We start from the raw sequence: 20,556 nt of genomic DNA, 5'->3' as shown, positions 1-20,556 counted from the left end.
CAAAGGGGGGCGCGAAGGAATGCGATCTCAGTTGCTACATCCCGGCCACTACGCCGCCACACTCCCCTGCCCGGCCGCGTCCTGAAACCACCCGAGCCCCGCTTCCGTTCCGCCCTTCGGCTTGTATTCCGCCCCAACCCAACCGGAATAGCCGATGCGGTCGATGTGGTTATACAGGAAGGGAAAATTGATCTCGCCCGTCCCCGGCTCATGACGGCCGGGATTGTCCGCAAGCTGGATATGCGCGATACGGTTGAGGTTTGCCTCAATGGTACGGGCGAGATCCCCCTCCATGATCTGCATGTGATAGATGTCGTATTGCAGGAACAGGTTCTTCGAGCCGACGCGGTCGATCAGCGCCAGGGCCTGATCCGAGTAATTCAGGAAGAAGCCCGGAATGTCGCGGGTGTTGATCGGCTCGATCAGCAGCCGGATGCCGGCCTGCTCCAGCTTTTCGGCCGCGAAAGCCAGATTTTCGGCGAAGACGTCTTCCAGCACGGAGCGATCAACGCCCTGCGGCGCGATGCCGGCGAGGCAATTGACCTGCCCGCAGCCCAGCGCGTGCGCATAGGTGACGACCTTGGCAATGCCTTGCCGGAACTCCGGGATGCGGTCGGGCAGGATCGCGATGCCGCGCTCGCCCTTGGCCCAGTCACCGGCAGGCAGGTTGAACAGGACCTGAGTCAACCCGTTCTTCTTCAGCCTGGCCGCGACGACATCCGGCGCATGGTCATAGGGGCCGATATACTCGACGCCCTTGAAGCCCGCGTGGGCGGCGGCATCGAAGCGGTCGAGGAAGTCGTGCTCGCCAAAGAGCATCGAAAGATTGGCTGAAAACCGTGGCATGGCGGTAATTCCTCATAAGCGGCTTAATCGAGCATGACGATCGCTGTGGGGGCATCTTCGTGATGTTCGGCAAGCTCCTCGAATTCGGTGATCTTGTCGATTTCGGTACCCATCGAAACATTGGTGACGCGCTCGAGGATGAATTCGAGCACCACCGGAACCTGGTGCTCGTTCATCAGCCGCTGCGCCTCTTCGAAGGCACCGGCGAATTCCTCCGGCCGGCGCACCCGGACCGCCTTGCAGCCCATCGCCTCGGCAACGGCGACGTGGTCGACACCGTAGCCCGCCTCAGGCTCGTCTTTCCGGTTGACGTTCTCGAAGGCCAGGCTGACTTCGAAATCCATCGAAAAGCCGCGCTGCGCCTGGCGGATCAGCCCGAGATAGGCGTTGTTCACGACGACATGGATGTAGGGCAATTTGTGCTGTGCGCCGGCCGCCAGTTCCTCGATCATGAACTGGAAATCATAGTCGCCGGACAATGCCACAATTGTACGGTCCGGATCGGCGGCGCGAACGCCGAGGGCCGCCGGCAATGTCCAGCCGAGCGGGCCGGCCTGGCCGCAGTTGATCCAGTTGCGCGGCTTGTAGACATGCAGGAACTGCGCCCCGGCGATCTGCGACAGGCCGATCGTGGTGACATAGGTGGTGTCGCGGCCGAACGCCTTGTTCATCTCCTCATAGACGCGCTGCGGCTTCAGCGGCACCTGGTCGAAATGGGTCTTGCGCTTCATCGTCTTCTTGCGCTGCCGGCATTGGCCGGCCCAGCCCGACCAGTCGCGCAATTTTCCGGCCGTCCTCCACTCGGTGGCGACGTCGAGCAGCATCTTAAGCGCTGCACCGGCATCCGAGACGACGCCAAGGTCCGGCGCGAAGATCCGGCCGATCTGCGTCGGCTCGATATCGACGTGGATGAATTTCTTGCCCTTGGTGTAGACGTCGACCGAACCGGTGTGGCGGTTGGCCCAGCGGTTGCCGATGCCGAAAACGAAATCGGCTTCAAGCATCGTCGCATTGCCGTAGCGATGCGAGGTCTGCAGCCCGCACATGCCGGCCATCAGGCGGTGGTCGTCGGGGATCGCGCCCCAGCCCATCAGCGTCGGAATGACAGGCACGCCGGTGACCTCGGCGAACTCGATCAGCAGATCGGACGCGTCGGCATTGATGATGCCGCCGCCGGCGACGATGACAGGCTTGTCGGCTGCATTGAGCATTTTCAGCGCCTTCTCCGCCTGGGCGCGCGACATTGCCGGCTTGAACGGCACCAGCGGCTCGTAGGCATCGATGTCGAACTCGATCTCGGCCAGTTGCACGTCGACCGGCAGATCGACCAGCACCGGCCCCGGCCGCGACGAGCGCATCAGGTGAAACGCCTTCTGCAGCGCCATCGGCACCAGATAGGGTTCCATGACGGTGACCGCCCATTTTGCGACGGGTGCGGCGATGGCGGCGATGTCGACGGCCTGAAAATCCTCCTTGTTGAGACGCGCGCGCGGCGCCTGCCCGGTGATACAGAGGATGGGAATAGAATCGGCAGCGGCCGAATAGAGGCCGGTGATCATGTCGGTGCCGGCGGGACCCGAGGTGCCGATGCACAGACCGATATTGCCCGATCTGGCGCGCGTAAACCCTTCGGCCATATGCGAGGCCGCCTCGACATGACGTGCAAGGATGTGGCGGATACTGCCCCTCGCCTTCAGCGCCGAATAGAGCGGGTTGATCGCAGCACCCGGCACGCCGAAGGCACAGGAGATGCCTTCCTTTTCAAGAACGAGAACCGCTGCGTCGACTGCGCGCATCCTGGCCATGTCAGCCTCCACGGAATTGTTGATAGCCGATGATGCCAGCGCAACGGCGATTTTTCGATTTTTTCAGAATATTTTTTCATTACGAGAAAAAAGCTCTTATGAATTGAATTGATTGGCCCTTTTGTTTTCCACGAATTCGCTTCGCAAATCGATGAAAAACTTTTTCATTGCTCGTTTGGGCGAACAGAGCGAAGAATGGCCCGATGGAAACCACCGAAAAACGCCAGCGCGGCCGGCCGCGCTCTTTCAACGGCCCGGCCGAGGCCGCTTCGGTGCAGTCGCTGGACCGGGCGCTGCGCATCCTGGCAATCGTCGCCGATGGCAGCGGCCTGTCGCTGAGCGAGATCGCCGCCAGGTCCGGTCTGCCGGCATCCACCGCCTACCGCATGCTGACGACGCTGGAGAACCATGGCATGGTCGAGTTCGACGGCACCGACCAGCTGTGGTCGATCGGCGTCGAGACCTATCGCATGGGCGCGGCGTTCCTGCGCCGCCGCAAGCTGGTCGACCGCGCCCGTATCGTCATGCAGGAATTGATGGAGAAGACCGGCGAGACTGCCAATCTCGGCGTCGCCGAGGACGATTGCGTCGTCTTCGTCAGCCAGGTCGAGACGCACCAGGCGATCCGCGCCTTCTTCCGGCCGGGCACACGCAGCTCCTTCCATGCCTCGGGTATCGGCAAGGCGGTGCTGGCGCATCTCGAGCCGGAACGCGTCGCCACCATACTGCGCCGGGCCGGGCTGGAGCGCTTCACCGAAAATACGCTGTCCGATATCTCGGCTCTCGCCCGCGACCTGGTGACGATCAAATTGCGCGGCTGGTCGGTCGACGACGAGGAGCGGCATCCGGGCATGCGCTGCGTCGCCGCCGCCATCTTCAATGAATTCGGCGAGCCGATCGGCGGGGTTTCGGTCTCCGGGCCGACGGTGCGGGTCACGCCGGAACGGCTGGCCGAGATCGGCCCGCTGGTGCGCGATGCAGCAGCGGAGGTGACGAGGATGATCGGCGGGCTGCCGACCCCTCCTGGCCGTGGCAGCGAACCGAACGCATTGCGGCGCTGACCAGCGCCGAATGGCGCGACATCTGCCAGGATGGCCCGAGCTAGCCCCCGGGCACCGCGCTCTTGGTCGATAGGTCGTAGAAATCGAGCAGCATCGCCAGCCCAACTCCGCAGGCGGTGACGATGAGGCCGGCAATGAAGATACGATTGGCGCGTTCATAAACGCGCCGTTGTAGAGACGTTGTGTCGAGCAGCAACCGCAGCGCTCGTATCTGCAGGGCAATGCCGATCAAAGTCGGCACGACGGCGGCCAGGTGATAGATTTCCCATGGTATCGGGTTGGCGGCCCAATGCGTGATGAAGCCCAGCGAGAACGCCAGCAGGATGCCGACGGTGGTGATTGTGCCGTTGCGGAAATCCGTCTCGATCGGCTCTTCGTTCGGATCGTGCTCGCCCAAGCGCCCTCTCCCTGTTTCGGCTCGGCTGTAGATTGCCGTTCGGCCTGTAGATTAGGCTGCTGGGAAACCCCTGTACATCCGGCAAGAGTGTTGGCGAATGGCATCCGACCTTCCGTAGGTGGGCGATGCCCGGCAGGACAGAGGGTGGCTGAGCGCCGCTCATTCCAGCTTGGGTTCCTCGCCCCACGAAGTGGGGAGAGGTGGCTCGGCGAAGCCGAGACGGAGAGGGGTGCGCCCTACGAAGCCCCCTCTCCGGCCGCTTCGCGGCCACCTCTCCCCCGCTTCGCGGCGGGCGAGGAACCCAGGTCCTAAGAAGTCGGAGGAACAATCCCTCAGCCTTGCCACTCAGACACACAGAAAAAGGGGCAGTGGGGTGCCCCTTCTTCCTGTTGCCTGAAACGGTCACCTCCTCTCAAGCTGGGCTCTCAAAGCCGGCAGCGATGGCGATAGCCGTCGTAGCCGACATAGGTGTCCGAGTACGGGTCGTAGCTCTGGTAGCGGTCGAGGCAGCGCCGGACGTGCCAGGAGCCGCCGTCGTCCTCGATATAGACGGTGCGCGGCTGGGCCAGCGCGCTGCCGAGCAGGAAGCCGCCGACGCCTGCGGCAATACCGATGCCGAGGTGCTTGTGCTTGTGATGGGCGGCCGAAGGCTGAACCGTGCCGACCAGCATGGCGGCGGCGACAGTGGTGGCGACGAGGCCGGAAACGATGGTGCGCTTGAACATGACGATCTCCTTGTTGCGGGAGGCGATCCAACCGCCTCTTGACCATCAGTCGTCCCGACAAGGAAAAAGGTTCGAAGATCTTTTTTGGATTTTTTCTAGAAAAAGGGAAATCGCCCGGTCCGATGCTGTCAGCCACGCGACCACGAACGGTCGCGCTGTTCGACAGTTCACCGGAACAACCGGCAGGCCTCAGCCCATGCCGGTGATATGGCGAAGCCAGAAGGCGAGCGCGATAAAGCCGATGATGGTGGTGACGCCGGTCCAGTCGATATTGGCGCGCTTCAGGTCCTTGATGAGTTTCACCAGGAGAACCCAGGCCACGACGACGAGCGGGAGAATGATGACAAACCTGATCATGCGACTGCCTCGCTGATGCGATTGCACCTTCGATCAATATAGGAAGCGAATTGGCCGTTTTCAGGACGCCCCGGCGGCAGAACCGGCGCGTTCGCCGGGAACCGAAAAACGGAGTTTTGTCTTTACTGGCGCAGCAAATATGCTAACCGGAGCGCCGTGCCCTTGTAGCTCAGCTGGTAGAGCAGCGGTTTTGTAAACCGAAGGTCGGCGGTTCGATCCCGTCCGGGGGCACCAGTACGGGCTGCTTGAGACCTCCGGGGCGCCTGATATCTGCTCATCCCCGATATCCACAGGCCGGGGCCGTCAGGATCGGTGGCACATCAGCTTCAACGCATATATTCCCTAGCGGAAACCATAGTTCCCTAGCGGAAAAACCCCAGGGGAAACCATAGGAGTCTTCGTTGGAGCAGAGACGCACGACCGCCCCCTTCGTCAGCGGCATGTTTGGTGGCGTTGTCGTCTTCGCCTTCGCGTTCGGCTTCCGTTTCCTGATAAGTCCCGATCCCGATCCTGCATCAAGAGCAACGACAAGCCTTTCGGTACTGGCATTCGCCATTTGTTTCGGCGCGGCATTCCTTCGCGAGCATCGACGCCAGATTGCCGCCGCCCGAGAATTTCTAAGCCGCCCAAGAACCTACTAGGCCCGCGCGTTCCGTCCCCGTCGGGGAGCCACAAACTTTGCCTGAGATTGCCGGCTTAATCTGACGCCAGATTGCGTTTTGGCGTCCCATACTAGGAGACGCCAAACCTATTCGTGTCTCGCCCTTATAGGGCCGTCATTTCGGCCTCTCTCCGGGTTCCGGGCCATTTTAACAGCATTCGATTAAATTACCCCTGTGTATATTAGCACTCGCTCAATTAAGCGCGCCGACAATGTTCGTGCGGCGGGCCAAAACCAACGGGTGTTGTCATGCGGAGTGATTTCGCCGCGGCGCGCGAGCTTTTGGAGTGCACACAAAACCGCCTCTGCGGCGCGGATGAAACGAGCCGACGCGTCAACGAGGCCCTCGACGCGCTGATTGAAGAAATAGCCATCGCGGAATTCCGCAAGGCGCCACTGACGGTCGTGCCGTTTCCACGAGCGCGGCCGCCCAAGCATATTCGGTAGAGCGCTGATCGCCCGCATTGACGAGGAGCCGGCGGCTGGTGTTTCCGCAATCGCCCGTTCAAGCGTCGTTGAACGACCGACCCTTTGACGATAAATTGCCAGGCCCTGGTGCTCTGAAACCCGGAGCTGATCTATGTCACGCTGTGGAGATGTCTACGAGAACAAGGTGACCGGCGAATATGCAGTCATCCTGCGTGGCACCGAAGACCGCGGCCAGGGACCGGGTATCGCTCATCTGACCGCCCGGCCGGGAGCCGCCGTGGTGGGCGAGCACTTCCACCCGAACCTGACGGAACGGTTTACCGTCCTCCGTGGCCGGCTCGACGCTTGCATCGCCGGGAAGACTTTGTCCCTGGGGCCTGGCCAATCCGCCACGGTCGAAGCAGGCGTCGCACATGATTGGTGGAACAGCAGCAAAACCGAAGAAGCGCATGTCCTGGTCGAAGTCGACCGGGCGCCAGGTGCGGACAATGTCGACCCGAACCGTTTCGAGCTGCTGATCGGCATGCTCTTCGGCTTGGCCAATGCCGGCAAGGTGGACAGAAAAGGCAGGCCTTCGCCGCTTCAGGCGGCAGTCATCGCCAGGGAATTTGCCGACGTAATCGTCTTCACGCACCCGCCACCTGCGATTCAGCGAGTGGCGCTGGCGATCCTGGCGCCACTCGGCCATCTGCTCGGCTATCGCGCGATCGACCCGGACTACTGCAAGCCGCACGGGCATGTCACGCCGGCTCCTGAAATCCTCGCGAGAGCAGGCCTAGTAGCCGGATGATCCGGGTCCAAATTGGGCGCCCAGCATTTTTGTCGGCAGCCATGCATAGGACTCGCGGCAAGCTCTATGACGCACTCGCGACCTGACCGGAAATCGCGGCCCTGTCGAACGTGTTTCTCACCCTGACCGACTTGTAGACGTAGGCGACCCAGATGCCGGTCAGGACAAAAGAAACTGCCGGCATTACCAGTGCATCCCCTGCAAGCACCAAGCTCACAGGAGCGCTCATAACCACAGAGATCCATACCGCGTCCAGAATAAACACGGTTGGTATCGCGAACCACTGATACAGGAACAGCTGCTTGAAGCGGTAACTCCGCAGCAGCATCGCAAAGAGCACAACCACCTGGAACACCATAAACGCCAGCAAGAGGGCAATCTCGCCGTAGACCGCCAAAGTGCCATTCGGGAGCGTCCTGAGCTGTCGGTAGCCTTCACTCGATGAGCCCAATGAGACGAGCGTGCGTAGCGGGGAGAGAGCCTGAAGGATCGCCAGCAGCATAAGCCAGCCGCCAATTCCCACAGGGGCTGCTGGATTCCCTGAGGGCTTTGTCGCAGATCGGACAGCAAAAAAGACAGGCACGCCGATCAGCAGCAGCAGTATTGCCCAATGCCAGATGGAAATCTGCATCCAATCCCTCCCTTGATGCCCTTTTAGGTTGTATCAGATTTCAACCTCAACTCAAGAGGCAACATCGAAAGGAAGCGCTGCTTGCAAGACCCGGCAACACTATATTTCTGGCACGATGCTATTTCCGGCAGGATGCTGCCATGTCGCGAACTCTGATCGTCGTTGGCCTCAGCATAGTTGCCATAGGCCTGCTGTGGCCTTGGTTGGCCCGGACCGGCCTTGGCAGGCTGCCCGGCGATATCGTGATCGAGCGTGAGAACTTCAGGCTTTATGTCCCCATCACCACGGGGATACTTGTCAGCATCGTGCTCTCGGCCATTCTATGGCTGATCAACCGTTAGGCGATGCTCCGGGCGATTTGTGTTGCAGGCCCTACTCGCTCTTGATCTTCTTACACTCCGATCGCTGCCACCAATATCCGGTTCTGCCGCCGTATCGCCGTGCGCAACTCTGCAATCCTCGCTTCCTCGCGCTTCACGAACTCGATGAACATCATGTTCATGTTGTTGAAGATGAGTTCGCCGAGCGCCGTCCCGTCGATGTCGCGGCGCACCAGGCCGAATGCCTGCAGGCGGGCGATAAGCGCACGTATCTGCTCGGTCAGTGCGCGGTCTAGCGCGGTGTAGGCCTGGCCGAACGGGCTGTCCGGCAGTTGCGTCGAGATCGCCATCGCCTGCCGCCACATCTCCTTGCTGAGGTAATGCAGCGAGTGCTCGATATAGATGCCGAGCAGCGTGTCTAGCGCGTCGCCGACATTGGCCGGCGGGTTGGCGACGACGCCGCGCCCGGCATTGAGCACCTCGTTGACCTCCATCGAAACGATGGCGCCGAGGATGTCGCCCTTGTTCTGGTAGTAGTTGTAGATCGTGCCGACCGAGACTTCGGCCTGCGCGGCGATGGTCTCGATCTTGGCGCCTTCATAGCCGGCGTCGCGGAAAAGCGCCGCCGCTGCCTCGATGATACGGCGGTGCCGATCCGCCTTCTGCCTTGCCCGCAATCCGCTCATAGCGGCTGTTTGCCACAAAAACAGAATTGACTCAATTTTAGAATTGGTTCAATTTTTTGCGACAAGCCAAAAAGGCAAGGGAGAACACTCGATGTCCGTCAATCCAAAGACCCCCAATCCAACCGTCAGGAATCCACTTTCCGTTCTGAGGAGCCATCTCCAGGGCGCCTGTGCCGCGGCAGCACTGCTGCTGGCGGCGGGCAGCCTCGCTCAGGCGCAGGACCTCAACGCGCTGATCTGGTGCGATCACGCCGATCCGGCGCTGTTGCAGCCGTTCGAGGAGGCGAACGGCGTCAAGGTCAATGTCAAGGAATTCGAAGGCACCGGCGCCGGCCTGGCCATCGTCGACCAGTCGCAGCCCGGCGACTGGGACGTGATGGTGATCGACAGCATCGACGTACCGCGCGGCGTCGAAAAGGGTCTGTTCGAGCCGCTGCCGGAAGACAAGCTGCCGCTGTCCGATCTGTTTCCGCAGGTGAAGATGGATAGCTCCACTGTCGTCGACGGCAAGCGCTACGGCATCACCGAAAAGTTCGGCTACAACACGATCGGCTACAACAAGACCAAGGTCGACCCGGCCGACATGCAGTCGCTTGCCGCGCTGACCGGTGACAAATACAAGGGCAAGATCGCCATCTACGATTATTACCTGCCGGTCATCGGCATGGCCGCACTGGCGATCGGCAAGAAGACGGCGCAACTGACCGAAGCCGACCTTCCCGCCATCAAGGAAGAGCTGCTCAAAATGAAGGCCAACGCCAAGCTGGTCGGCGAAGTGACCGCCAGCCAGACGGCGCTGGCGACCGGCGAGGTCGACATACTGGTCGGCGGCGGCGAATGGGTGACGGCGGGGCTGGCCAAGGAAAACCCTGCGCTGGACTTCTCAATTCCGAAGGAAGGCGCCGTGCTGTGGTCGCAGTCGCTGGCAATGTTCAAGGATTCCAAGAACAAGGAGCTGGCGCTTAAATTCATCCAGTACATTATGAGCCCCGAAGGCCAGGCGCGGCTCGCCACCTCGTCCTGCTATTGGGGCATGCCGGCGAACAGCAAGGCGGCGTTGAGCGACGAGCAGAAGAAGATCCTGCGCTTCGACGAGCAGCCGGAGTTCCTCGCCCGCGCCCAGTCCTATCCGGCGCCGAACGCCGATCTCGACAAGAAGATGCAGGACGTCTGGACCGAAATGCTACAGGCGCAATGACCGGCTGCCGGTCGTGAGCGCTGCCACAAAGAGTGAACGTGCCCTGCCCTGGGCGCTGGTCACGCCGGCGCTCGGCTGGACGTTGCTGTTCTTCGTGCTGCCCTTCGTCGCCATGGCCGTATCCAGCCTGACGGCGCATGAAGGCGGCGGCTTCACGCTGTCCAACTACAGCCAGTTCTTTGCCAATCCATCTTACTGGCAGGCGATGGTGAACTCGCTGCAGGTCACCGCCATCGTTACCGTGATCTCCGTGTTGCTTGCCTATCCCTTTGCCTGGATTCTGGCCGAGCAGGTGCCGGAGCGCTGGCAGCGGCTGGCGCTGATGCTGGCGGTGCTGCCGTTCTGGACCTCCTATGTCGTGCGCTCTTATTCGTGGCTGCTGGTGCTGGCGCAGAACGGCGTCGTCAACCGCGTGCTGACCGGCTCCGGCCTGTTCGGCGAACCGCTGCAGCTCGCCAATACGCGGCTAGCGACCGTCACCGGCTTCGTGCATTTCTTCGTCATGCTACTGACGCTGACGATCTTCGCCAATCTGAAGCAGCTCAGCCCAAGCTACCGCAAGGCCGCCGCCGACCTCGGCGCCGGGCCGGTGCGCACATTCCTGCATGTCGTTCTGCCGCTGACGCTGCCCGGCATCATGGTCGGCGCCTTCCTCACCTTTGTGCTGTGCATCGGCGACTACATCACGCCGCAGATCCTCGGCGGCAACAACGAGCTGTTGATGCCGCAACTCGTCATGATGCAGATCGGCCGGCGCGGCGACTTTCCGCTCGCTTCGGCGCTGTCGATCATCCTGATGGCGGTGGTCACCATCGCCTATCTCGCCTGCGCCCGCTGGCTGAAGATCGAGCGGGCCTGACCATGCGCGCTTTCATCCGCCTCGTCTCCGGCCTTTACGCCCTCGCCATCTATGGCTTCATCTTCCTGCCGGTGGTGGTGCTGGTGCTGTTTTCGCTGCAGGCGACGTCGTTTCCGATCCCGCCCTTCACCGGGCCGTCGCTGCGCTGGTACGAGGCCGTGCTTGCCGACACGCGGCTGACCTCGGCGCTGGTCAATTCGCTGCTGGTGGCGGTCGTCTCCTCGGCTGCCGCCGTCACGCTCGGCTTCCTCTCCGCCTGGGGTTTTGCGCGCTTCGCCTTGCCGGGCTCGGGCCTGATGCGCGGGCTGATCACGCTGCCATTGACCGTCAGCTATCTGATCATCGGCATGGGGTTGCTGGTGCTGTTCAACTGGGCCGGCGTGCCGAAGTCGCTCACTGCCGCCGGCATCGGCCATGTGGTGATCAACCTGCCGCTCTGCTTTGCCATCGTCTACAGCCAGATGGGCGACCACCAGATCAATATCGAGCGCGCGGCGCGCGACCTCGGCGCGCCCGAATGGAAGGTGCTGCTTTTGATCACGGTGCCTGTCATGGCGCCGGCTATCTTCGCTGGTTTCTTCCTGTCGATGACCTTCTCCTGGGACGAATTCGTGATCTCGTTCCTGTTGACGCGCTTCGACACGACGCTGCCGGTCGAGATCTGGAACCTGCTGCGCTCCGGCCTCAATCCCAAGACCAACGCCGTCGGCTCGCTGGTCTTCGCCGTCTCCATCGTACTGGTGGTATTGTTCGAGCTGATGCTGTTGCGGAGGAAGCCGGCATGAGTGCGCCACTGGTCGATATAAGCTCCGTCTCGCATCGCTTCGGCCAGCACACGGTGCTGAAGAACGTCTCGCTGACGATCGAGCCGGGCAGCTACACGATCCTGCTCGGGCCGTCCGGCTCCGGCAAGACGACGCTTCTGTCCATCCTCGGCGGCTTCGTCACGCCGAGCGAAGGCAAGGTGCTGATCCGCGGCGAGGACTGCACCGCCGTCCCACCGGCGAAGCGGCCGACGACGACCGTGTTCCAGGACTATGCGCTGTTCCCGCATATGAGCGTCGGCAGCAATGTCGGCTTCGGCCTGCGCATGCAGGGTGTCGATGGCGCAACCCGGGCAACAAGGGCGCGCGAGGCGCTAGCGCTGGTTGGGCTGGCCACCGCCTTCGACAAGAAGCCGCACCAGCTTTCCGGCGGTCAGCGGCAGCGCGTGGCCCTGGCGCGCGCCCTGGTGGTCGAGCCGGCGGTGCTGTTGCTCGACGAGCCGCTCGGCGCGCTCGACCTGAAATTGCGCCGGCAGATGCAGGACGAACTGAAGGCGATCCAGAAACGCGTCGGCACCGCCTTCATCCACGTCACCCACGACCAGGAAGAAGCGATGGCGCTGGCCGATCATTGCGTGGTGATGAATGACGGGCGCATCGAGGACGAAGGACCGCCCGAGCGCGTCTATGCACGGCCGGCGACGCGCTTTTCCGCGACTTTCATGGGCGAAAGCACGCTGATATCGGGAACGGTGACGGAGGCGAAGAGCGGCAAAATCACCGTCACCACGAAGCTTGGGCAGCTCTCGCTGGCCGGCACATTGCCGGTCGGCTCGACCGTTGCGCTGGCCATCCGGCCTGAGCATCTTGTCCTCGGCGCTGCCGGCGGTGCTGTGGCACTTGGCATGATCAAGGTGAACGATGTCGTCTTTCAGGGCAGCTTCAAGCGCGTGCTGGGGACCTCCACGACCGACCCGGCGCTGCACTTCATCGCCAAGGTCTCGGCCGTATCGGCCGTCCAGCCGGGCGACGTGGTCGCGGTATCGTGCGATGCTGGCGACATCATCCTGCTTGCGGACTGAACATGAGCACGCTTCCAACCATCGACGCCGGCCACTGGTACGAAACCATCCGCATGGGCGATGGCGTGACGCTGATCCACGAGCCGTGGATCAAGCCGTTCTTCCGCTGCAACATCTGGCATGTGCGCGGGAGCGACCGCGATCTTCTGTTCGACACCGGCCTCGGCCATTTCAGCCTGCGGCGCCATGTGCCGCTGGTGACGGAACGCAAGCTCACCTGCGTGGCCAGCCACACGCATTTCGATCATATCGGCTGCCATCACGAATTTCCCGACCGCTGCGTCCACCCGGCCGAGGCCGAGATCCTCGCCGATCCGCGCAACGAATGGACGGTTGCCGACCGCTATGCCACCGACGAGATGTTCGACGGCATGCCGCAAGGCTGGGATGCGAAGCACTACCGGATCCTGCCCGCACCAGCCGGCCAGTTGCTCGAGCAAGGCGATATCGTCGATCTCGGCGACCGTGCCTTCGAGGTGATCCACACGCCCGGTCATTCACCCGGCGGCATTGCGCTCTACGAAAACAGGACGGGCATCCTGTTTTCCGGCGACATCGTCTATGACGGCCCGCTGATCGACGACGTCTATCACTCCGATATCGACGATTATGTGGAAACGCTGCTGCGCATGCGCAACCTCGATGTCTCGGTCGTGCATGGCGGCCATTTCCCGAGCTTCGGCAAAGTCCGCTATCGCCAGCTTGTCGACGAGTATCTCGCGCAAAAGCGCCAGGCCGGCTGCCATCTGCTCGCCCGATAAGGACTAGGGTTATTGCGTCAAAGCGCCCTTTGCGGACAGGGTGTCCCCACCGCGTCGCCGCAGCGTGAGGCCGTGGGCTCGGGTCTAAAACTCTTTTCCTCCGACTGGCGCACCAGTTCCGCGAAAGCCAGGGCAAAACTTGCCAGCATCAGGAAGACAATAATCAAGCGTGCCAGCGGCAATAGATCGGCCTCGACTGGTTAGCCCCCACGCCGCCCGTCCGCTGCCGGCTAACATGATCGATCCGGCTTTACGAGAGTTTAAGGCGGATCTTAACCATCACATCATTTTGTCCCGCGACATGATGCGCGAGTGCGTCTTATTTGGCCGCCATCTCCAGGCACCTCCCTCCCTTTGCAGAAATGCCCACCCATGCTAACCCGGCGCTGGCGCGGCCCAGCAACCGGTCGCCGCCAATCGGTCGCCAGACGGTCGTCGCCAATCGGTTGTCGTTGAGAGCCATGAGCAAAACCGCCAGCCGTTTCGCCTTCGTCTCATCCGGTACAGCCGACGCCAATGCGGCGCTGGAAAGCCTTTCTGCGCGCTACGGCCAGGCATCCGTCGAAGAGGCCGGGATCGTCGTGGCGCTCGGCGGCGACGGCTTTCTGCTGCAGACGCTGCGCGAGACGATGAGCACGGGAAAGAAGGTCTACGGCATGAACCGTGGCACCATCGGTTTCCTGATGAACGAATACCGCGCCAGCGGCTTGACCGGGCGCATTGCGGCGGCCGTTGCCGAAACCATCCGTCCGCTGGAGATGCAGGCAGTGACGGCGGAGGGCGAGACGATTTCGGCGCTGGCGATCAACGAGGTCGCGCTTTGGCGCCAGTCCTACCAGACCGCCAAGATCCGCATCACCGTGGATGGGCAAGAGCGGCTGGAGGAATTGCACTGCGACGGCGTGATGATTGCGACGCCGGCCGGCTCGACCGCGTATAATCTGTCGGCGCACGGGCCGATCCTTCCGCTCGACGCTCCGCTGCTGGCGCTGACCCCGGTCAGCCCGTTTCGTCCGCGGCGCTGGCGCGGCGCGCTGCTGTCCAACAAGGCGATCGTGCGTTTCGACATTCTGGAGCCGGAAAAGCGGCCGGTGAATGCCGCCGCCGACCACACCGAAGTCAAGGCGGTGACGACGGTCACGGTGAGGGAATCGCCGACGGCAACGGCGACGCTGCTGTTCGATCCCAACCATTCGTGGAACGAGCGCATTCTCGCCGAACAGTTCAGGTATTGAGGCGGCGCGGCAGCCACTGCGCAAATTAAGCATCGCGATTAAGGTTACGACTTCACAATCGCGCCAATGCCGCCCGTTTGTGTTGACAAATCGTGGGCTTGCGCCTACCTGCAATACCAATCTTGCAGGCGCGCGGCGCTTGCCGCGACTGCTTATGTTGCGCCCCCGAACCAGCCAAAGACAGCCAAACTTGTCCTCAGACACCCAGATCGCTCAAGAAGCGTTGACCTTCGCAGACCTCGGCCTGTCGCCGAAGGTCCTTTCCGCAGTTACCGATGCCGGCTACACCGAGCCGACGCCGATCCAGGCTGGCGCCATCCCTCACGCCTTGCTCGGCAAGGACGTGCTGGGCATTGCCCAGACCGGCACCGGCAAGACGGCGTCCTTCGTCCTGCCGATGCTCACCCGGCTGGAAAAGGGCCGCGCCCGCGCCCGCATGCCGCGCACGCTGATCCTCGAGCCGACGCGCGAGCTCGCCGCGCAGGTCGAGGAAAACTTCGTCAAATACGGCAAGAACCACAAGCTCAACATCGCGCTGCTGATCGGCGGCGTGTCCTTCGACGAGCAGGACAAGAAGCTCGAGCGCGGCGCCGACGTGCTGATCGCGACTCCCGGCCGCCTGCTCGACCATCGCGAGCGCGGCAAGCTCCTGCTCAACGGCGTCGAGATCCTCGTCATCGACGAGGCCGACCGCATGCTCGACATGGGCTTCATCCCCGACATCGAGCGTATCTGCGAGATGATCCCGTTCACCAGGCAGACGCTGTTCTTCTCGGCGACGATGCCGCCGGAAATCACCAAGCTCACCGAGAAATTCCTTCACGCGCCGGTGCGCGTCGAAGTGTCGAAGGCAGCATCGGCCGCCACCAACATCATCCAGCGGCTGGTGAAATCCGGGCCGAAACCCTGGGACAAGCGCGAGACGCTGCGCAATCTGATGAAGGCCGAGGATGCCGAGCTGAAGAACGCCATCATCTTCTGCAACCGCAAGATCGAAGTATCGGAGCTGTTCCGCTCGCTCTTGAAATATGATTTCGACGCCGGCGCTCTGCACGGCGACATGGACCAGCGCGCGCGCATGCAGATGCTGGCCAATTTCCGCGACGGCAAGCTGCGCTACCTCGTTGCTTCGGACGTCGCGGCGCGCGGCCTCGACATTCCCGATGTCAGCCATGTCTTCAATTACGACGTGCCGATCCACGCCGAGGATTACGTCCACCGCATCGGCCGTACCGGCCGCGCCGGACGCTCCGGCAAATCCTTCACCATCGCGACCAAGTCGGACACCAAATACATCGACGCCATCGAGCGGCTGATCGGCACCAAGATCGAGTGGCATGACGGCGATTTGTCGACGGTCGTCGCCAGCGAGAGCGGCGAGGATGAGGCCCCGCGCCGTGGCCGAGGTGCGCCACGCCGCGCCGGCCGCAAGGACGACGCCAAGGACAGGGGCGAGCGCAAGCCGCGTGAACGCCACGCCAAGCGCAGCGAAGAAGCGGCGCCGGAAGCGGTCAGCGAGGAACAGCCGGTCGTGGCCGAAGTCGCCGACATCGGCGAGCGGCGTACCCGCAAGGACGCGATCCGCTCCGAAAACACCGAACGCAAAGCTTCGCCCGATCGCAACGAACGGCGCGCGCCGGAACGCGGCGACACCAGGCCGCAGCGCGAGCGCCCTGCCCGCCAGCGCCAGGAAGACAACGACGCGACCGTCGGCTTCGGCGACGACATGCCGGCCTTTATGCGTATAGTCGCCAAGGTCTGATACGGCGCTCGCGCGCGTCCCATGGCCGCGCAGTTCCTTCCAAATGACACCCTTCCGTGGCACATTTCCAGGGCTTGGATCGCTTTGTCCTAAAGGTTCTTGAGTTCCAGGCGGGATGCCAGCAGATCCAGAAAAGCGCGGACTTTGGCCGAGGATGATCTGCCTTCCGGCCATACGGCGTGTATCGGCACTAGCACCGGCTCAAATTCGGTCAGAACCAGTTCCAGGCGGCCATCGTCCACCAGGTGTTTTACCTGCCAAAGCGGCGAGTAGCCCAAACCCAATCCGTGAACCGCGGCCGCATAGATCGATATCATCAAATTCGACCGGAAGGTGCCCGCGACCTTCACCGGCCGGGGCTTGCCTTCAATCTGAAACATCCATTCGCCTCGGCGGCCGTCAACGGTTCGTACGATGCATTCATGCTCGCGCAGTTCGAGCGGATGGGCCGGTCGGCCGTGTTGCTGGAAGTAGGCAGGCGCGCCGAACACCACGCGCCGCAGCGCCCCCAGGCGCTTCGCACGTAAGTTGGAATCCGGCAAATTGCCGATCCTTACCGCCAGATCGAGACCCTCTGCATCGAGATCGACAAATTCATCGGAAAGCTGGAGGTCAACCTCGACCCGGGGATATGTCCGCATATAGTCGGCGATTGCCGGCACGAGGAAGTCCGGGCCGAACAGAACCGGCGCACTCACGCGCAGGATGCCCGATGGCTCCGACCGTCGATTGGCCGCTTGAAGCCTGGCTTCGTTAATTTCCTCGACGGCGGGTTTGATGCGCTGGAAAAAGGCCGCTCCGGCTTCGCTCGGCATAGAGCGGCGTGTCGTCCTGTGCAGAAGCTCGACCCCGATTGATTCCTCCAATGTCGCCAGGGACCGGCTGACCGACTGCAGCGATCGGTTTAGCCGGCGTGCGGCAGCCGTCAGGCTGCCATGCTCGACAATGGCAATGAAGGCTTCGAAATCATCTATCCGGCTCATCGCGTATTTCTCCCGAAACTCGGGAGAAACTATCGCAAAATCGATGAATTGTAACGCAGTTCGCCAGATTTTATCTTCCCTGCATAGGCCGAAAAGGCAGACTCGAGGGAAGGAGATCGTCATGCGAACACCCAGTCCAACTGTCCTGGTCGTAGGCGCCGCAGGCCGCGTTGCCGGTTTGGTTGTGCCTGAACTCGTCCGCCGCACTGCCAGGGTTCGAGCGCTTGTTCGTGACGCGGCGGCTGCCGAAAAAGCCCGGAAAGCCGGTGCATCCGAGATCGCGATCGGAGATCTGCGCAACCATCAGAGCCTTGATCAGGCAGTGAAAGGTGTCGACGGTGTCTTTCACATCGGACCGGCCTTTGCTCCCGACGAAGCCGCCATGGGGGTTGCCATGGTTGAGGCGGCGGCGCGAGCGGGCGTTCGGAAGTTCGTCTTTTCGTCGGTGATCCAGCCCACCAACACGAGGCTGGAAAACCATGCAAGCAAGATACCCGTCGAAGCTGCCCTCTATTCGACGAACATGGAATACACCATTCTGCACCCGGCCAATTTCATGCAAAATATCGCGGCCGCCTGGCCGTCCGTCGTCGAGCACGGCGTTTTCGCCGAGCCGTTTCCAAAGACGGCGAAGCTCGCCCGCGTCGACTACCGCGACGTGGCTGAAGTGGCAGCGATCGCACTGACCGAAGCGCGTTTGTCCTATGCGACCCTCGAACTGTGCGCCGACGGTATGCACAGCCGCGAAGAGGTCGTCGCCATGATGAGCCAAGCGCTTGGCCGGCCGGTTTCGGCGGGCGAGCCGACATTTCAGGACTGGGCGGCGAAGGTCCGCCTTCCCTATACCGACCGCCAGTTGCAGATGCTGGCCAAAGTACACAGCCACTACGCCAAATACGGCCTCGGCGGGAACAGCCTGACGTTGCGCGCCGCGCTTGGCCGCGAGCCGCGTTCGCTGCGAAGCTTCATTCGGGAATTGGCGCTGCAGACGGCATATGCCGCCTGATCGTCCTCACAACGCTTACGCACATTTCTGATTGGGAGATTTCGATGCATGCATCATCGAACCGAGCCTTCAAATTGAGAAAGCTGCCACCCTCCTACGGCGCGGTGGTGATGCCGTTGGTTCTTTCGATTCTGATGTCCTCGATTGTCTCGGCGGTCTCGACGGCAATCGGCGCAGGCTGGACGAACGGGTTTATTGCGGCCTGGAGCTGTGCATGGGGCGCTTCATGGCTTGTCGCGTTTCCCAGTCTGCTGATTGTGCTTCCAATTGTGCGCCGGATCGTTGCCGCGATTGTCGATCAGCCGGCCCGGTCCTGACATCACGAACGAAGGGGGCCGGCGGTCCGGCATAGCCATTGGAGCGGCCCTTGCGAGGCCGCTCCAGGTTCGTACGCTTGCCTCAGGTAAGCGGCGACAGCTGGATTTCGACGCGGCGGTTCTGAGCCCGGCCGGCAGCGGTCGCGTTGGAGGCGATCGGACGCGTCTTGCCGAAGCCGGTGACGGCGAAGCGGCGGGAATCGACGCCCTGTCCAGACAGATAGTTGGCGACCGCCAATGCGCGCCGCTGCGACAGGTCGAAATTGTGCTCGTCGCTGCCGGTCGAGTCGGTGTGGCCGAACACGTCGACCGTGGTCTGGCGGAACTTTTTCAGCACAAGGGCCACTGAATTCAGCACCGGATAGAAACCGGCCTTCACCGCATCCTGGTCGACGTTGAAAGTGATGTCGGACGGCATATTGAGGATGATCTGGTCGCCGGTGCGGGTGACGCTGACGCCGGTGCCCTGAAGCTGCCGGCGCAGTTCGGCCTCGTTCTGGTCCATGGTGGCACCGATGGCACCGCCGGCAAGCGCGCCGATGCCCGCGCCGATCAGCGCGTTGCGGCGGTCGTTGCCGCCGGCAAGCATGCCGAGCCCGGCACCCGCCAAAGCGCCGAGACCGGCGCCGGCAGCGGTGTTGGAAACCTTCTGCTCCCCGGTGTAGGGATCGGTGGTGCATGCGCTCACGAGCACAGCCGTCGCCACGACGGCGAGCACAATCTTTTTCATACGGTGGTCCCTCTCCATTCCACGGCCACGCAACGGCGCACCGCATCAGCCCTTCCAGCGACTTGTAACATGAAATGCGGCGAAAAGCGGACCAGCAAAAGCCGCTGCCGCGGCTTTCCCCGGCTCAATTCCACACGCCTGCAGCGGCTCGCGCGACCACCGCAATTCAACCTGCTACCAGAGATTCTTGCCGTCGATGACCACCACTTCGACCTTGTCGAGATCGAAATCGTCGAACAGCCGCGAGTTCACGCTGATCTTCGGATTGTCGAAATTCGGCTCGCCTGTCGACCAGTCCGGCGTCTCGGTGAAGGTGCCGCAGCCGCAGGTGGCGCAAAAACCGTGTTTTATGGTTTTCGATCCCCACTGGTAGAACGAAACATTCTCCGGCGGGCTGGTGAGTCTGAATTGCGATGGGGTGTAATAGGCCCACAACGAACCGCGTTTCGAACAGAAGGAACAGGTGCATCGCGTCACTGTCTGCGGCGCTTGCGAAACCTCGAATGTCGTCGCCTTGCAGTGGCAGCTTGCCTTGATGGTCATGGATTAGTCCCTCACAATGCCACCGCCCGTAAGCAAAGGCAGCATAAAGAAACGCTCCTGACAACTGCCTGTCAGCGACCTGCGAGCCTGCGATGCACAGGTTAAAAGTGCTGGGTTGCCGATCGAAGGCCCATCGATACGAAACCGCTGCACGCCCTCGGTGTCACGCCGTGGGCAAGCTTTTGGGCGCCATGCGCTAATAGGACGAGGGGGGCACGAACAGGCAGATGGTCTTTCCGTCATTAGCACCGGCAACGGAGCACCAATGATATTCGCCGTCGGGCGAATTCTTGATCCGCTTGTCGCTATAGGCCACGACTTCCCCGGTCCCTTTGATGACATAGCCCTCGGGACGTTCGCTGATCGATGTCTGAGAGACCTCGCGGCAATCATAGCCCGAGCAGCAGGAGAACGGATAGCTCCAGCCTTGCGGCATGGCCGCGGTCGGCTTGGCATCATGCGCCAGAGCAGGCGCTGCAAATGGAATGGCGGCAGCTATCAAAACCACTGCCGCGACAAGTGAATTCAGGAGTCGGCGCGCCGTGCGGGCGACTGGGGCCGGTCTGGTTGTGAGAGCAGGCATGAGCGCAGTTCCTATCAACGGTTGT

The 20,556-nt window shown here is 62.2% G+C and carries 24 protein-coding genes and 1 tRNA gene; 14 read left to right on the top strand and 11 right to left on the bottom strand.

Annotation, left to right across the window (positions count from 1 at the left end; translation table 11 throughout):
* Positions 1 to 48: 48 nt before the first annotated feature.
* Both hyi and gcl read right to left on the bottom strand, forming a co-directional pair.
* The gene (gene hyi, locus AC0L2X_RS24480) at positions 49 to 846 is read right to left on the bottom strand and encodes a hydroxypyruvate isomerase (RefSeq protein ID WP_473561156.1); all 798 of its coding nucleotides are present in this window, start codon (positions 844 to 846) and stop codon (positions 49 to 51) included.
* Positions 847 to 869: 23 nt separating this feature from the next.
* Positions 870 to 2,651 (bottom strand): glyoxylate carboligase, encoded by a 1,782-nt coding sequence (gene gcl, locus AC0L2X_RS24475; RefSeq protein ID WP_473561158.1) that lies wholly within the window; start codon positions 2,649 to 2,651, stop codon positions 870 to 872.
* Positions 2,652 to 2,854: 203 nt separating this feature from the next.
* On the opposite strand from gcl, the gene bhcR reads away from it, so the two are divergent.
* A complete protein-coding gene (gene bhcR / locus AC0L2X_RS24470; protein ID WP_473561159.1) occupies positions 2,855 to 3,712 on the top strand; it encodes an HTH-type transcriptional regulator BhcR in 858 nt (285 codons plus the stop codon).
* Between the two features lie 40 nt (positions 3,713 to 3,752).
* Here the strand turns inward: bhcR and AC0L2X_RS24465 are convergent, their stop codons facing one another.
* From AC0L2X_RS24465 to AC0L2X_RS24455, 3 genes are all read right to left on the bottom strand, one after another.
* Entirely contained in the window at positions 3,753 to 4,109 is a 357-nt protein-coding gene (locus tag AC0L2X_RS24465) for a hypothetical protein (protein ID WP_473561161.1), read from the bottom strand.
* A 425-nt stretch (positions 4,110 to 4,534) separates the two neighbouring features.
* Complete coding sequence (locus AC0L2X_RS24460; protein ID WP_473561163.1) at positions 4,535 to 4,834, bottom strand: BA14K family protein; 300 nt, start codon at positions 4,832 to 4,834, stop codon at positions 4,535 to 4,537.
* A gap of 189 nt (positions 4,835 to 5,023) precedes the next feature.
* Positions 5,024 to 5,191: a hypothetical protein gene (locus tag AC0L2X_RS24455; protein ID WP_352492505.1), complete on the bottom strand. Its 168-nt coding sequence runs from the start codon at positions 5,189 to 5,191 to the stop codon at positions 5,024 to 5,026.
* Between the two features lie 158 nt (positions 5,192 to 5,349).
* Here AC0L2X_RS24455 and AC0L2X_RS24450 point away from each other — a divergent pair.
* From AC0L2X_RS24450 to AC0L2X_RS24440, 3 genes are all read left to right on the top strand, one after another.
* Positions 5,350 to 5,425: transfer RNA gene (locus AC0L2X_RS24450), tRNA-Thr, on the top strand.
* Between the two features lie 676 nt (positions 5,426 to 6,101).
* The gene (locus tag AC0L2X_RS24445; protein ID WP_352492506.1) at positions 6,102 to 6,299 is read left to right on the top strand and encodes a hypothetical protein; all 198 of its coding nucleotides are present in this window, start codon (positions 6,102 to 6,104) and stop codon (positions 6,297 to 6,299) included.
* A 133-nt stretch (positions 6,300 to 6,432) separates the two neighbouring features.
* Positions 6,433 to 7,071 carry a cupin domain-containing protein gene (locus AC0L2X_RS24440; RefSeq protein ID WP_473561165.1) on the top strand — a complete coding sequence of 213 codons (639 nt, stop codon included), beginning with the start codon at positions 6,433 to 6,435 and terminating at the stop codon, positions 7,069 to 7,071.
* Between the two features lie 64 nt (positions 7,072 to 7,135).
* On the opposite strand, the gene AC0L2X_RS24435 is transcribed toward AC0L2X_RS24440, so the two are convergent.
* Positions 7,136 to 7,702 (bottom strand): DUF2569 family protein, encoded by a 567-nt coding sequence (locus AC0L2X_RS24435; RefSeq protein ID WP_473561166.1) that lies wholly within the window; start codon positions 7,700 to 7,702, stop codon positions 7,136 to 7,138.
* A gap of 140 nt (positions 7,703 to 7,842) precedes the next feature.
* Between AC0L2X_RS24435 and AC0L2X_RS24430 the strand changes: the two genes are divergently transcribed.
* Positions 7,843 to 8,043, top strand: a complete 201-nt coding sequence (locus tag AC0L2X_RS24430; RefSeq protein ID WP_023679908.1) for a DUF2905 domain-containing protein — start codon at positions 7,843 to 7,845, stop codon at positions 8,041 to 8,043.
* 50 nt (positions 8,044 to 8,093) lie between these two features.
* Here the strand turns inward: AC0L2X_RS24430 and AC0L2X_RS24425 are convergent, their stop codons facing one another.
* The gene (locus AC0L2X_RS24425) at positions 8,094 to 8,708 is read right to left on the bottom strand and encodes a TetR/AcrR family transcriptional regulator (protein WP_473561167.1); all 615 of its coding nucleotides are present in this window, start codon (positions 8,706 to 8,708) and stop codon (positions 8,094 to 8,096) included.
* A gap of 91 nt (positions 8,709 to 8,799) precedes the next feature.
* On the opposite strand from AC0L2X_RS24425, the gene AC0L2X_RS24420 reads away from it, so the two are divergent.
* The 7 genes from AC0L2X_RS24420 to AC0L2X_RS24390 all read left to right on the top strand — a co-directional run bounded on the left by AC0L2X_RS24420 (position 8,800) and on the right by AC0L2X_RS24390 (position 16,369).
* Complete coding sequence (locus tag AC0L2X_RS24420; protein WP_473561168.1) at positions 8,800 to 9,906, top strand: polyamine ABC transporter substrate-binding protein; 1,107 nt, start codon at positions 8,800 to 8,802, stop codon at positions 9,904 to 9,906.
* A 13-nt stretch (positions 9,907 to 9,919) separates the two neighbouring features.
* The gene (locus AC0L2X_RS24415) at positions 9,920 to 10,765 is read left to right on the top strand and encodes an ABC transporter permease (RefSeq protein ID WP_473561170.1); all 846 of its coding nucleotides are present in this window, start codon (positions 9,920 to 9,922) and stop codon (positions 10,763 to 10,765) included.
* A gap of 2 nt (positions 10,766 to 10,767) precedes the next feature.
* Complete coding sequence (locus AC0L2X_RS24410) at positions 10,768 to 11,550, top strand: ABC transporter permease (RefSeq protein ID WP_352492513.1); 783 nt, start codon at positions 10,768 to 10,770, stop codon at positions 11,548 to 11,550.
* On the top strand, positions 11,547 to 12,611 hold the full coding sequence (locus AC0L2X_RS24405; protein WP_473561172.1) for an ABC transporter ATP-binding protein: 1,065 nt from the start codon (positions 11,547 to 11,549) through the stop codon (positions 12,609 to 12,611). The genes AC0L2X_RS24410 and AC0L2X_RS24405 overlap by 4 nt, the downstream gene beginning before the upstream one ends.
* A 2-nt stretch (positions 12,612 to 12,613) precedes the next feature.
* The gene (locus tag AC0L2X_RS24400; RefSeq protein ID WP_473561173.1) at positions 12,614 to 13,372 is read left to right on the top strand and encodes an MBL fold metallo-hydrolase; all 759 of its coding nucleotides are present in this window, start codon (positions 12,614 to 12,616) and stop codon (positions 13,370 to 13,372) included.
* Between the two features lie 461 nt (positions 13,373 to 13,833).
* Positions 13,834 to 14,607 carry an NAD kinase gene (locus AC0L2X_RS24395; protein WP_023679915.1) on the top strand — a complete coding sequence of 258 codons (774 nt, stop codon included), beginning with the start codon at positions 13,834 to 13,836 and terminating at the stop codon, positions 14,605 to 14,607.
* 190 nt (positions 14,608 to 14,797) lie between these two features.
* On the top strand, positions 14,798 to 16,369 hold the full coding sequence (locus tag AC0L2X_RS24390; protein ID WP_473561174.1) for a DEAD/DEAH box helicase: 1,572 nt from the start codon (positions 14,798 to 14,800) through the stop codon (positions 16,367 to 16,369).
* Between the two features lie 89 nt (positions 16,370 to 16,458).
* On the opposite strand, the gene AC0L2X_RS24385 is transcribed toward AC0L2X_RS24390, so the two are convergent.
* On the bottom strand, positions 16,459 to 17,352 hold the full coding sequence (locus tag AC0L2X_RS24385) for a LysR family transcriptional regulator (RefSeq protein ID WP_473561176.1): 894 nt from the start codon (positions 17,350 to 17,352) through the stop codon (positions 16,459 to 16,461).
* Between the two features lie 121 nt (positions 17,353 to 17,473).
* Here AC0L2X_RS24385 and AC0L2X_RS24380 point away from each other — a divergent pair, with 121 nt between their 5' ends.
* Both AC0L2X_RS24380 and AC0L2X_RS24375 read left to right on the top strand, forming a co-directional pair.
* Positions 17,474 to 18,358 carry an NmrA family NAD(P)-binding protein gene (locus tag AC0L2X_RS24380; protein WP_473561178.1) on the top strand — a complete coding sequence of 295 codons (885 nt, stop codon included), beginning with the start codon at positions 17,474 to 17,476 and terminating at the stop codon, positions 18,356 to 18,358.
* Between the two features lie 44 nt (positions 18,359 to 18,402).
* Positions 18,403 to 18,675, top strand: coding sequence for a DUF2798 domain-containing protein (locus tag AC0L2X_RS24375; RefSeq protein ID WP_473561180.1), 273 nt, complete (start codon positions 18,403 to 18,405; stop codon positions 18,673 to 18,675).
* An 82-nt stretch (positions 18,676 to 18,757) separates the two neighbouring features.
* On the opposite strand, the gene AC0L2X_RS24370 is transcribed toward AC0L2X_RS24375, so the two are convergent.
* From AC0L2X_RS24370 to AC0L2X_RS24360, 3 genes are all read right to left on the bottom strand, one after another.
* Entirely contained in the window at positions 18,758 to 19,405 is a 648-nt protein-coding gene (locus tag AC0L2X_RS24370; protein WP_254817106.1) for a YiaD family glycine zipper/OmpA-like lipoprotein, read from the bottom strand.
* Positions 19,406 to 19,579: 174 nt separating this feature from the next.
* The gene (locus AC0L2X_RS24365) at positions 19,580 to 19,948 is read right to left on the bottom strand and encodes a GFA family protein (RefSeq protein WP_023679923.1); all 369 of its coding nucleotides are present in this window, start codon (positions 19,946 to 19,948) and stop codon (positions 19,580 to 19,582) included.
* 196 nt (positions 19,949 to 20,144) lie between these two features.
* Positions 20,145 to 20,531: a hypothetical protein gene (locus tag AC0L2X_RS24360; RefSeq protein ID WP_031212810.1), complete on the bottom strand. Its 387-nt coding sequence runs from the start codon at positions 20,529 to 20,531 to the stop codon at positions 20,145 to 20,147.
* Between the last annotated feature and the right edge of the window lie 25 nt (positions 20,532 to 20,556).

Source organism: Mesorhizobium sp. WSM4828, assembly GCF_055811175.1.
Note: the sequence above shows the minus strand (reverse complement) of the source record. Positions and strands in the feature narration are given on the sequence as shown.